Source organism: Actinoplanes sp. NPDC051537, from assembly GCF_055586105.1.
The window spans coordinates 196,152-208,215 of record NZ_JBVJIU010000005.1 but is presented as its reverse complement, the minus strand read 5'-3'; the positions used below and the strand labels follow the sequence as shown (position 1 = coordinate 208,215).

Sequence of the window (12,064 nt, the reverse complement as noted above, 5' to 3'; positions counted from 1 at the left end):
GGTCGTGGCCCGGTCGCCTGGACCGGGCCACTTCGCGCTCACTTCTTGTTGTTGGGCGGTAGTTCCGGGAGGGCGGAGATCGCCGTCGCGTACTTCTCGATCTGACGGCCGTTCGGTACCACTCCGACGGCTCGGAGCTGGTCGTGGATCGCCTGCGCAACCTGGTCCTCGGACTGTCCGCGGTGGGTTTGCGCGACCTTGTTGATGACGTAATCGATTCTCACCTGAGCCTGCCAGCCGGCGGGACGGCTACCGCCCGAGGTGGCGAAGCTGACTGCTGCGAGGGGTTCCATGCCCTGTCTATCGGAAGGTCAGACCCTCGACTGGAAGATATGAGGAGGCTGTGCAACCAAGTCGCACCAGGCCGACAACCCCCTCACCATCATCGGACGTCGTCTTCGCTTTCCGGGGCGGGATCGGAGGGTGAATCCGGGGGGCTCAGCTTCAGCCAGAGCAGCATGAGCAGGCCGAAGACGAGCATCGCCAGGCCCATCCACAGGTTGATGTGCACGCCCTGGGCCTTTTCGATCTCCTCGGGCGAGTCGAAGATGCCCAGCAGCGTGACGATCACGCCGTAGATCACGAACAGGCCGCCGATCACCAGTCGCACGTCGAACAGCCGGGTGGCGCGGCGAGTGACCTTGGCTTCGGGTTCGTCGGTCATGTCGGTTCTCCCCTCACCAGACCGGGATGTACAGGAGGACGGCGAGGATCAGCGCGATCGCGCCGAGCAGGACCGGGTTGCGCCACCACACCTTCTCGCCCGAGATGATCACGTCGCTCGAGGTGCTCGTGCCGCCCAGGCCGTACACCAGCCCGCGCAGCTCGCTCTCCGGCTTCGGCGGGGTGAACATGGTGACGATCAGCGCCACGACGACCGCCGTCACGAACGCGAGGCCCGCGCCCCAGAAGCTCTCGCTGAGGTCGGAGTTGAAGTGGATCACGTCGGTCAGGTGGAAGATGTAGAGCATCAGGGAGGCCAGGAAGCCGAGCACCAGCGACCAGAAGCCGGCCCATGCCGACATCCGCTTCCAGAACATGCCGACGATGAAGGTGGCGAACAGCGGCGCGTTGAACAGCGAGAACAACGCCTGGATGTAGTTCATGATGTTGCTGAAGCCGGCCGCGATGAAGGCGGTGCCGATGCCGACCACGATGCCGGCCACCGTCGCCAGCCGGCCGACGCGCAGGTAGTACGCGTCGTCGCGGTCCTTCTGGACGTAGGACTGCCAGATGTCGTACGTGAACACGGTGTTGAAGCCGGAGACGTTGGCCGCCATGCCCGCCATGAAGGACGCCAGCAGGCCGGTCACCGCCACGCCGAGCACGCCGTTCGGCAGCAGGTCGCGCATGAGCAGCGGAATCGCGTTGTTGTAGACCAGGTCGCCCTTGTCGGCGCCGAGGCCCTTCACGGTGACGATCGCGATCAGGCCGGGGATCACGGTGATGATCGGGATCACCAGCTTCGGGAAGGCGCCGATGATGGGCGTACGCCGTGCCGCGCTCATGTCCTTGGCGCTCAGCGCCCGCTGCACCTCGGCGAAGTTGGTCGTCCAGTAGCCGAAGGACAGCACGAAGCCGAGACCGAAGATGATGCCGATCCAGTTCGCGCCGAGCGGGTTGTCGGCGGCGCTACCCGTGTTCGACCACGTGTGCAGCGCCGCGTCGCCGAGCGGGCTCTGCCGGACCTTCTCGAACAGACCGTCGATGCCGCCGACCTTGGTCAGGCCGACGATCGTGATCGGGATGAGGCCGGCCAGGATCACGAAGAACTGGAGCACCTCGTTGTAGATCGCCGAGGAGAGGCCGCCCAGGGTGATGTAGACCAGCACGATCGCGGCGCCGAGGATGATCGACAGCCAGAGCGGCCAGCCGAGCAGCGCCTCGAGGACGAGGGCCAGCGCGTACAGGTTGACGCCCGCGATCAGCATCTGGGCGACCGCGAAGCTGATCCCGTTGAACAGATGCGTGCTGTTGTTGAACCGGCGGCGGAGGAACTCGGGGACGCTGCGCACCTTCGAGCCGTAGTAGAACGGCATCATCACGATGCCGAGGAACACCATGGCCGGTACGGCGCCGACCCAGTAGTAGTGCAGCGTCAGCAGGCCGTACTGGGCGCCGTTGGCCGCCATGCCGATGATCTCGAGGGCGCCGAGGTTCGCCGAGACGAACGCGAGGCCGGTCACCCAGGCGGGCATCGATCTCCCGGAGAGGAAGAAATCGGCGCTCGTCTTGATCGCGGCACGGGCGGCGAAGCCGATGCCCAGCACGGTGACGAAGTAGAGCGCGAGGATCAGGTAGTCGAAAATGTCGAGGTCGAGCTTGAGTCCGCTCGCCGCAAGCACCTCCACGGGCCACCTCCAAGGCGAAGTCGCCACCGACTACCCACCATGAACATGTTTCACACCCGTTGCCGTTGCCTCACCAGCGATTCCAAACCGTCGAGGATGCGCTCGAGGCCGAAGTCGAACGCGTTTTCCTCGCCGCCGATCTCGCCGATCTCGGTCACGGCGGCCAGCACCGCGGGGAACTCGTCGGCGTGGTCGCGGAGCGCCGCCGTGACGGCCGCGGTCAGCTCGGCCTCGCCGCCGGCCTGACCGGCGATCATCCGGACGTGGCCGGCGATGGTGGCCACCGTGTCGAACCGCTCGGGGCCGGTCAGCTCGGCCGGCATGGCTTGCAGCGCCGTCTCCGTCCAGGCCAGCTCGTTGGGGCCGACCGGGCGGCGCCCACTGGTCGCCGCCAGCGCCCAGGCGTGGCCGCCGTAGGCCGCCAGCAGGGCGGCCGCCCAGCCGGTGAGCCGGTCTCGCCAGTCGCCCTCCGGCATCGCCGGCGGCTCGCCGAGCCCCTGCTCGAGCATGGCCGCGACCAGCTCGGTCTTGCCCGGCAGGTAGCGGTAGAGGGACATCTTCGTGTAGCCGAGGTCGGCCGCCACCCGCTGCATCGAGACCGCCGCCATGCCCTCGGCGTCGGCGATCGCGATCGCGGCGTCGGCGATCTGGGCGAGCGTGAGCGCCGGCTTGGGACCGCGGGTGGGCGGGCGCTTCACGTTCCAGAAGAAATCAGCGGTCATCTTGCCATCCTCCCTAACTGCGTCTACCGTACACAGAAATAACCGAGTCCGGCGGACACAGTTTTTCCGCCGCGCTTCTTTTCACAGGGGGATGTCATGAAGGTTCTGATCTCGGGAGCGAGCATCGCGGGGCCGGCGCTGGCCTACTGGCTGGGGCGGTTCGGCTTCGAGCCGACGATCGTCGAGGTCGCGCCCGTGCTGCGCACCGGCGGCAGCGCCGTCGACTTCCGCGGGCCGCTGCACATGGGCGTGCTCGACAAGATGGGCGTGCTGCCGGCGCTGCGCGAGGTGCAGACGCACGGCACGGCCATGCGGTTCGTCGACGCCGACGGCGAGCGGCTGATGGAGTGGCCGGCCGGGCTGGCCGGGGGCGACCTCGAGGTGCAGCGCGGCGATCTGGCCCGCGTGCTGTGCGAGGCCGGCTCCGCCGAGTACCTTTTCGGCGACCGCATCGCGGCGATGAACGAGACGCCGGGCGGGGTCGAGGTCAGCTTCGCGAGCGGCGAGCAGCGGGTCTTCGACCTCGTGGTCGGGGCCGACGGGGTGCACTCGGGCGTGCGGCGGCTCGCGTTCGGGCCCGAGGAGCAGTTCGTGAAACACCTCGGGTACTACGTGGGCGGCTGGGATGTGCCGAACGAGTGGGGTCTGGGCCGTGACTCGCTGCTGCACAACGAGCCCGGCAAGCTGATGAGCGTCGGCGGCGACCACCGGGACCCCTCGGCGGCAAGCGCGTTCATCTGCTTCGCGTCGCCCAAGATCTCCTACGATCGGCGCGACCTCGACGAGCAGAAGCGACTGATCCGCGCGCGCTATGCGGGCATGGGCTGGCTGGCGCCGCGGCTGCTGGAGGGGCTCGACACCGCCACCGACGTCTACTTCGACCAGATCTGCCGGGTCGACAATCCCTCGTGGACCAAGGGGCGGGTCGCGCTGGTGGGCGACGCCGCCTGCGGGGCCACGATCGGTGGGCAGGGCAACGGCACGGCGATTGTCTCGGCGTACGTGCTGGCGGGAGAGCTCGCCGCCGCCCAGGGTGACCATCGCGTCGCTTTTCCCGCCTATGAGAGGCGGATCGGCAAGTTCGCCCGCGGCACGCAGAAGGGCGGCGACACGACCGGGAAGTTCCTGGCGCCGAAGACGGCGACCGGCATCAAGGTGCGGAACTACCTGAACAACCAGAAGTGGGTCATCGACCTGACCTTCAAGATTGCCAGTGACCGCAGCACGAACATCGAGCTGCCCGACTACGTCGCCGCCGCGTCAGGCCGGCTGTGACAGGGCCGCGTCGATCGCCTCGCGGGTGGCGTCGGGTTGGGTGACCCACGGGAAGTGGCCGGCGTCGGGCAGCCAGATGATCGCGGCGTTGGGCAGCCAGTCGGTCAGCACGTGCGGGGCGGCCAGCCCGGTGATGGCGTCCCGCTCCCCCGCGATGATCGTCACCGGCACACCGACCGCGGCCAGGTCGCCCGGGTCGAGCGTGCCCGACCAGTAGTCCGCGTAGTCGCCGGTCACCTCGGGCCGGCTCGCGTGGGCCCGGACGGCCGGGGTGTCGGCGCCGTAGACCAGCGGCATGAGCCCCGGGGCGGCCTCGTCCTCGTCGGTGTCGGCATCCCAGGCGGCCTTCGCGGCGGCGTACCAGGGCTCGGCGGCGAACCACCGCTTGAGCAGCACGTCCTGCGACGGCTCGTCGACACCCTGCGGGATCGGCTTGCGCGACGGGGTGAGCAGCACCAGCCGCGAGACGTGCGCCGGGTGCCGGGCGGCGTAGGCGAGCACCGCCCAGGCGCCGGCCGAGTGGCCGAGCAGATCGATCCGCTCTTGGTTTGTTTCCAGCCTCAGCCGCTCGATGTCCTCGGCCAGGTCGGTGAAGGCGTGCGAGTCGGCCGGTTCGGAGCGGCCGGTGCCCCGGGGGTCGAGCACCAGCAGGGTGCGGCTCACCCCGCCGAGATCGTCGAGGTAGCCGCCGGGCCGTCCCGGGCCGCCGGGCTGGCAGACCAGGAGCGGCCCGTCGCCGCGCTCCTCATAGTGCAGTCGCGTGCCCGCGGCCGATCGGAAGTCCCCCATCAGCGGAGCCTATCGATCTCTTCCACGCTCAGGGCACCGATACTGGACACGACGAGGCTCGCCATCTCGAGCGCGTCCGGTGCGGGCGGGTAGACGCCGTGCGGCACGGCGATCACGGCCAGCCCGGCGCGCCCGGCCGAGCGGAGGCCGTTGCTCGAGTCCTCGATCGCGGCGCAGACCGCCGGGGCGAAGCCGAGCTTCTCGGCCGCGGCCAGGTAGACGTCCGGGTAGGGCTTGCCGCGCGGCACCTCCTCGGTCGAGAGCGTGACCTGGAAGGCGTCGGTGAGCCCGGCCGTGGCCAGCACCTGGTCGATCAATATCCGGGCGCTCGAGCTGGCCAGCGCGAGGGTGAAGCGCTCCCCGATCCGGCGCACGGCGTCGACCGAGCCCGGGATCAGCGGCAGATCATCGCGGTAGCGCTCGGCCATCCGGCCCAGCACGTCGGCGGCGACCTGCTCGGGCGTCCGCGGCACGCCGACCTCCTCGGCCAGGTGCCGCGACCACTCTCCGGTGCTCATGCCCATCATCCGGTCCTGGGTGTCCGGGAGGAACCGCTTGCCGAACTCGGCGACGTAGCCGCGGCGTACCTCCTCCCAGACCTCCTCGGAGTCGATGATCACGCCGTCGAGGTCGAAGACGACCGCTTGGACCGTCACAGTTCCGCTGCCGCCGGGATGATCTCCTTCTGGAAGATCTCCAACTGCTTGGTGTCGTACGCGTTGACCAGGCTGCCGTGGGCCTGCTGGAACCCGAGCGACGCCAGGTGCCGCAGACCGTCGATGATCTCGCCCGGGTTCTTGGTGGTGAGGTCGTAGTGGAACATGCAGGTCTTCTCGATCTCGTCGTAGTCGCGCCCGACGTTCTCGCAGTGCTGCTTGAGCACGTCGAGCTTGTGGCCGACCTCGGGGCTCGGGAAGAGGTTGCAGGCGTCCGCGTACTTCGCGACCAGCAGCAGCGTCTTCTTCTCGCCGCCACCGCCGATCAGGATGCGCGGGCTCGGCTTGCTCAGCGGCAGCGGCGAGTTGAGCAGCCGGCCGAGCTGGTAGTGCGTGCCGTTGAACGGCGTCTCGTCGCCGGCGAACATCTGCTTGCAGATCTGCAGGGTCTCCTCGAGGCGCTCGAAGCGCTCCTTGGTCGAGGGGAAGAACAGGCCGAGGCCACGCGACTCGTCCTCGTTCCAGGCGGCGCCGATGCCGAGCAGCGCGCGGCCGCCGGAGAGCACGTCGAGCGTGGTGACGGCCTTGGCCAGCAGGCCCGGGTCGCGGTAGGTCACGCCGGTGACCATGGTGAACAGCTTGGCGGTCTTGGTGTGCGCGGCCAGATAGCCCAGCGCGGTGTAGGCCTCGAGCATGTCGTTCTCCGCGGGACCGACCCCGCGGATCTGCCAGACGTGGTCCATCACGCTGATCCGGTCGAAGCCGGCCTCGTCGGCGGCGGAGGCCACCTCGGCAAGCACGGCGCCGAGCCGCGGAGCGCCCTCGGGCCACGTGAAGTTCGAGATGTGCAGACCAATTTTCACACCCAAAACCCTACTCCCACCCCTTTCATCTTGTACGCACAGTAGTCACCCCTTTTACCCGCGGGCGCGTCCCTTTCGAGCCGCCGGTACGGCCCTGATCAGCCTTTCCGATGAGTTGCTGTTCGGTTGCCGACCGGTAGTTTCGAAGATCAGCAGTGCACCCGTGAGGAGCCACCGCCATGCCTCCTTCGCCGCTTGGACCAGCGACGACCCACCACCGCCGATCGTCACCCTCCGTAAGTGTCGTCATCCCGGTGAGCGACCCCGGCGGCCTGCCGCTGATGCTCCGCGGCCTGCCCGTCGTCGACGAGGTCATCGTGGTCGCGTCGTCCCCCTCGTCCCCCTCTCCGGATGCGGCCGAGCTGGTGCGCTCCGCCCGCCCCGACGCCCGCGTGCTCCGCCCCGGCCGCCCCGGCACCGGAAACGCCCTGGCCACCGGCTTGGCCGCGGCCACCGGCGACGTGATCGTGACCCTCAACGGCGACGGCTCCACCGACCCCGGCGAGATCCCCGCCTACATAGCGGCCCTGACCGCCGGCGCCGACGCCGTCTTCGGCTCGCGCTACCGCCCCGGCGGCCGCGACCTGACCGGCGGCCGTTTCCGCCGCTGGGCCAACCTGCTCCTGGCCTGGATCGTCAACACGGTCTTCCACACCACCCGCACCGACCCCGGCTTCGGCTACGCCGCCTTCTGGCGCGACGCCCTGCCCGCCCTGGACCTCCCCGACCCTTCGGCCCGCCTGGGCGCCACGTGGGGAGACGGCCCCGAGCTGCGCCCACTGCTGTCGCTGCGCCCCGCCGCCCGCGGCCTGCGGGTAACCGAGATCGGCAGCGTCGCCTACCCCCGCATGAGCCGCCCCGCCCGAGCCGACCTACCGAGCGCCTGGCATTGGTTGCGTGCGATAGCCACCGAGCACCGCCACCATCGCGGCCGCCACACTCCCCCGCCCCGCCGCCCCGCTTCCACCGCTCCCCTGGCCGAGCCCACCCCCACCGCGCTACCGCGCCGCCCCGGCTCCGCCCGACCGAACGTTTCCGCCGCCGGCCTCCGCTCCGCCCGACCGGACGTTTCCGCCGCTGGCCCCCGCTCCGCCCGATCAGACAGCCCCGGCTTCGCCACGCCGCCCGCCCGCGCCGCTGATACCCCCGCCTCTGATACCCCCGCCTCTGATACCCCCGCCGATCGTCTGCCCTCGAAACGCGCCCGGCGCTGGGGCGACCGCCCCGCACACCCGGAAGCCGCTCCCGCCGCTCCCGCCCCCACTCCGGCGTGGCCAAGCTCGGATCGCCAGCGCTCCGGCACACCGTGGGGCCCACCCCGCCGCCGCCCATCCCCCGCACGCGACCTGTGGCGCGCCGCCGACAACCCGATCCCGCACGAGTCCCCACGCCCGATCGCCAACAGCACTCCCCACACCCCACAGAGCCCCCACGCCGCCCGCACTCCCACCCCCGACTTGAATCCCCGCTCAACCGACGACACCCGCCCCGACCCCTCAACGGCGCCCCCGCAGCCCCCCACCCAACGCGAGGTGGGCACCAAGCGCCGCCGCATAGAGGGCTTACGCCAGCGCCCAGACCTACGAGTCATCAACGGCGAGGGCACCGGAGGCGGCCGCACCCGAAGCGGCCGCTTGCGCCCCGTCCCGCGCGAGAGCTAGCGGTCCCGCACCCGCGGGCCGCCCGCCTGGCCCGCACCCGCGCGCCACTCGCCTCGACATCGTCCGTGCCCGCTCGCCTGGCCCGCGCGCCGCGCTCGCCTGGCCCGCGCCCGCGCGCCGCTCGCTCGACCCGTCCGCGCCCGGCCGCCGCTCGCCTCGCCCGCGCGCCCCGACCTCGCCCGCGCTCCGAGCGCACCGCCTACCGCCGCGCTTTGCTCTGCTCACCTATACGCGCATCGCAGCTCAGGTCGACTCCGCGCGCATAGGTAAGCAAAGCTGGAGGTCCGCCCCGCACGCCCGGGTAAGCAGAGCTGAGGGTCCGCCCCGCGCGCCCAGGTAAGCAGAGCTACAGCTCCACCCCGCGCGCCCAGGTAAGCAGAGCTACAGGTCCACCCCGCGCACCCAGGTAAGCAGAGCTACAGCTCCACCCCGCGCACCCAGGTAAGCAGAGCTACAACTCCACCCCGCGCACCCAGGTAAGCAGAGCTACAACTCCACCCCGCGCACCCAGGTAAGCAGAGCTACAACTCCACCCCGCGTAAGGACGAAGGCAACCGCGTCAGCGCCATCGCCCGGCCCACCCTCGATGGGTGGGCCGAGACTACGGACCGCCTACGACACTTTCGACGCGTCATCCCCAGGCCGAGCACAACCGTCCCCGGAGCGCCGAGCCCCACCCCACCCGCAACCGGGTGGGAGACGAAACTACCGACCCCCTACGACATTTTCCGCGCGTTATCCCCAAGGGCCGCAACAACAACCCGCGACCCTCAAGCGCGCTCCCGCAACCGCGGCAGGATCTGGTCGGCGTACAAACGTAGGAAGCGCTCCTGGTCCGGCCCCGGCGCGTGGAAGACCAAGTGCCTGAAACCCATGTCCAAATACTCGGCGACGCGGTTGCCGTGCTCCTCGGGGTCGTCCGAGCAGATCCAGCGGGTCACGGTGCGGTGGACCGGGAGGGCGTCCGCGCGGCGCTGCATCTCGATCGGGTCCTCTACGCCGGTCTTCTCCTCGGGCGAGAGGGCCAGCGCGCCCCAGTAGTGGGTGTCGTTGCGGGCGCGCTCCATGTCGTCGTCGAAGGAGACCTTGACCTCGATCATCAGGTCCAGGTCGTCGATCTTGCGGCCGGCCTTGGTGGCGCCCTCGGTCACGGCGGGGAGCAGAGTCTCCGTGTAGAGGTCGTGGCCCTTGCCGCTGGTGGTGATGAAGCCGTCGGCGATGCGGCCGGCCAGGCGGGTGGCGGCGGGACCCGAGGCGCCGATGTAGATGGGGACCTGCGTGTCCGGCTTGTCGTAGATCGTGGCGTTGAGGGTCTGGTAGAACTGGCCCTCGAAGGTCACCCGGTCCTCGGTCCACAGCTTCTGGATCAGCTGGACCGCCTCCTTCAGCCGGGCGAAGCGCTCCTTGCCGTCCGGCCACTCGGTGCCCAGCGGCACCTCGTTCAGCGATTCGCCGGAGCCGACCCCGAGCACGACCCGGCCGGGCGCGAGGCAGCCGAGGGTGGCGAACGCCTGGGCGACCACGGCGGGGTGGTAGCGGAAGGTCGGGGTGAGCACGCTGGTGCCGATCAACACTCGCTCGGTACGGGCGGCGAGCGCACCCAGCCACGGCAGGGCGGCGGGAGCGTGGCCGCCGTCGTGCCGCCACGGCTGGAGGTGGTCGGAGATGAAGACCGAGTCGAAACCCAGCTTTTCCGCCAGCTCGCCGTAACCGAGAAGCTCCGCCGGCGCGAACTGCTCGGCCGACGCCTTGTACCCGAACCGAATCATGACCCCGACACTAACCCGCGGCCTTGTACGCCTCACCCGCAGCCGTCGGAGAATCCCCGTCTTTGTAGAGCCCGAAGTCGACGCTGTCGCCCACGGCCGGCAGCCCGAACCAGGCGTACCGCTCGACGTACGACCGGCTCTGCAGGCCCGACGTGGCGCCCTTGATGAAGGTGACCAGCTGGGACGAGCTCGGGTACTTGGGCGAGCCGGAGAAGTTCATGAGCCCGAACTCGGTGACCCAGACCGGCTTGTCGTACCGCTTGTGCACGGCGTCGACGTAGCCGAGGAACTGATTGGTCGCCGCGGCGGAGAAGTCCGACCCGTACCAGTGCAAGGTGATGAAGTCGACCCGGTAGCCCTTGTCCTTGGCGCCGGTCATGAAGCGGTCCAGCCATCCGCCGGGCGTGTCTCCGCCGTACGCCACCGACGGCGAACCCAGCCGCAGCCCGGTCGCCTGGAGCTTGGGCCACTTCGCCAGGGCGTCCTCGACGCTCATGTTCGCCTGCCCGCTCATGTCCGGCTCGTTGAAGCCGAGCAGCGTGTCGCCCTCCCGCTTGACCTCGGCGAGCTTGGCGTCGGTGACGTCGCCCCCGGCCCTGATCATCGGGACGAACGAGACGCCGGACGGGCCCGGCATGTCGTTGTTGTTCGAGCTCCAGTTGTAGTACCAGCCGGCGCCGACGTCGGCGAGGGCCGGCTTGAGGCCGGTGAACTGCCAGACCCCGACGCCCTTCTTCTTGCTCGCCTTCGCGGTGACCACGACCGCCGGTTTCTTCGCCGGGGAACGCGACGGAGGGACCGAGCGGGACGGCGACAAAGACGGTGAAGGGGACAAGGACGGCGAAACCGACGGTGACGGCGAAACGGACGGGCTGGCATTAAGAACAACTGCAGCAGTGGGCGTACGCGGTGAGGAGTCACCGTTGTGGTAGACCACGACGGCCGCGGCGGTCCCGGCCACGGCCGTCGTGGCGAGCGCGGCGGTGAGCACCTTCTGCGAGACGCCGAGGCCGATCTTCGCGAAGAGGTGCGCGCCGCCGGTGGCCGCGGTCTTGGCCGCCGCCACCTTCCCGAACGCGCCGAGTCCGGCGGGAATCGGGACGAGGGCCATCCCGGCGAGCAGGCGCTCGGCCGCGACGAGGTTGTCCCACGCGGGGATGCAGTACCGGCAGTCCCGGGTGTGCCGGGCGATGCGCTTGCGCCACAACGCGCTCGGAGTGCCGTCCCAGTGCACGGTGATCAGGCGGAGATCGGGGCACGACGGCGCGGCGGCCAGTGCCCGGACGACAGCGCGGGCCGTCTCGAGCTGACCCTTCATCCGCTGGATCCGGACCGCGGCGTGCTGCCGGCTGACCTCGGTGGCCTCGACGATCTCGTCACGGGTCAGCTCGCCGGACGCCTCGAGCCACCACAGCGACAGCAGCTCGCGGTTGTCCTCGTCGAGCCAGCGGGTCGCCTCGGCCGTCTCCCGGCGCTGCCCGGCCAGCTCGAGCCGGGTGATGGCCAGGTCCGTGAAATCGGCGCCGGGATCGCGTACGTCCTCGTGAACAAGCGCATCGGGCGCGCCGCGACGGGCGCGGAACCGCTCCCGCACCTGGCGCACGGTGATCGCCACGAGCCAGGACCGGAACGACTCGGGCTCGCGCAGATCGCCGAGGTTGCGCAGGACCCGCAGCATCACGTCCTGGACCACGTCGTCGACGTCCGCGTGACCCTCGAGGGCGCGGCCGACGATCGTGTAGACCAGCGGCAGGTACCCCGCGACGAGCCGGTCGACGGCGGCCGGGTCACCGGCACGGGCCGCGATGACCGTCGCGATGTCGGGTTGGTCCGCCATGTTCCATGCCTTTCGTCGTGCGTCCCCGGCCGCGATTGCGATGGCCGACGAGTAGGGGACGTGCGAGCCGTCCATGGATAACACGTTTTTCGCGAGCGCCCGGATGAGCCGGGCCGCGATGAGCCGGGCCACGATGAGCCG

Annotated in this window: 11 protein-coding genes; 2 read left to right on the top strand and 9 right to left on the bottom strand. The window is 70.1% G+C overall.

All coding sequences use genetic code 11. From position 1 onward, the window contains the following. Positions 1 to 38 precede the first annotated feature (38 nt). From ACZ6TB_RS13520 to ACZ6TB_RS13505, 4 genes are all read right to left on the bottom strand, one after another. Positions 39 to 293 (bottom strand): hypothetical protein, encoded by a 255-nt coding sequence (locus tag ACZ6TB_RS13520; protein WP_465554005.1) that lies wholly within the window; start codon positions 291 to 293, stop codon positions 39 to 41. Between the two features lie 89 nt (positions 294 to 382). Next, positions 383 to 664, bottom strand: a complete 282-nt coding sequence (locus ACZ6TB_RS13515) for a hypothetical protein (protein WP_465554003.1) — start codon at positions 662 to 664, stop codon at positions 383 to 385. Positions 665 to 677: 13 nt separating this feature from the next. Next, positions 678 to 2,351: a sodium:solute symporter family protein gene (locus ACZ6TB_RS13510; RefSeq protein WP_465554001.1), complete on the bottom strand. Its 1,674-nt coding sequence runs from the start codon at positions 2,349 to 2,351 to the stop codon at positions 678 to 680. A 50-nt stretch (positions 2,352 to 2,401) separates the two neighbouring features. After that, a complete protein-coding gene (locus ACZ6TB_RS13505) occupies positions 2,402 to 3,073 on the bottom strand; it encodes a TetR/AcrR family transcriptional regulator (protein WP_465553999.1) in 672 nt (223 codons plus the stop codon). 96 nt (positions 3,074 to 3,169) lie between these two features. On the opposite strand from ACZ6TB_RS13505, the gene ACZ6TB_RS13500 reads away from it, so the two are divergent. Next, positions 3,170 to 4,348 (top strand): FAD-dependent monooxygenase, encoded by a 1,179-nt coding sequence (locus tag ACZ6TB_RS13500; protein WP_465553997.1) that lies wholly within the window; start codon positions 3,170 to 3,172, stop codon positions 4,346 to 4,348. Here the strand turns inward: ACZ6TB_RS13500 and ACZ6TB_RS13495 are convergent. From ACZ6TB_RS13495 to ACZ6TB_RS13485, 3 genes are read right to left on the bottom strand one after another with little or no spacing between them, the layout of a single operon-like run. Further along, on the bottom strand, positions 4,334 to 5,137 hold the full coding sequence (locus tag ACZ6TB_RS13495; protein ID WP_465553995.1) for an alpha/beta fold hydrolase: 804 nt from the start codon (positions 5,135 to 5,137) through the stop codon (positions 4,334 to 4,336). The genes ACZ6TB_RS13500 and ACZ6TB_RS13495 overlap by 15 nt on opposite strands. Continuing rightward, a complete protein-coding gene (locus ACZ6TB_RS13490) occupies positions 5,137 to 5,793 on the bottom strand; it encodes an HAD family hydrolase (RefSeq protein ID WP_465553993.1) in 657 nt (218 codons plus the stop codon). The genes ACZ6TB_RS13495 and ACZ6TB_RS13490 overlap by 1 nt, the downstream gene beginning before the upstream one ends. Next, positions 5,790 to 6,656: an LLM class F420-dependent oxidoreductase gene (locus ACZ6TB_RS13485; protein WP_465553991.1), complete on the bottom strand. Its 867-nt coding sequence runs from the start codon at positions 6,654 to 6,656 to the stop codon at positions 5,790 to 5,792. The genes ACZ6TB_RS13490 and ACZ6TB_RS13485 overlap by 4 nt, the downstream gene beginning before the upstream one ends. A 254-nt stretch (positions 6,657 to 6,910) precedes the next feature. Between ACZ6TB_RS13485 and ACZ6TB_RS13480 the strand changes: the two genes are divergently transcribed. Beyond that, the gene (locus ACZ6TB_RS13480; RefSeq protein WP_465553989.1) at positions 6,911 to 8,317 is read left to right on the top strand and encodes a glycosyltransferase; all 1,407 of its coding nucleotides are present in this window, start codon (positions 6,911 to 6,913) and stop codon (positions 8,315 to 8,317) included. 770 nt (positions 8,318 to 9,087) lie between these two features. On the opposite strand, the gene fgd is transcribed toward ACZ6TB_RS13480, so the two are convergent. Together fgd and ACZ6TB_RS13470 are read right to left on the bottom strand one after the other, a co-directional pair. Then, on the bottom strand, positions 9,088 to 10,086 hold the full coding sequence (fgd, locus tag ACZ6TB_RS13475) for a glucose-6-phosphate dehydrogenase (coenzyme-F420) (RefSeq protein ID WP_465553988.1): 999 nt from the start codon (positions 10,084 to 10,086) through the stop codon (positions 9,088 to 9,090). A gap of 10 nt (positions 10,087 to 10,096) precedes the next feature. Next, a complete protein-coding gene (locus ACZ6TB_RS13470) occupies positions 10,097 to 11,923 on the bottom strand; it encodes a sigma-70 family RNA polymerase sigma factor (RefSeq protein WP_465553986.1) in 1,827 nt (608 codons plus the stop codon). Positions 11,924 to 12,064 lie beyond the last annotated feature (141 nt).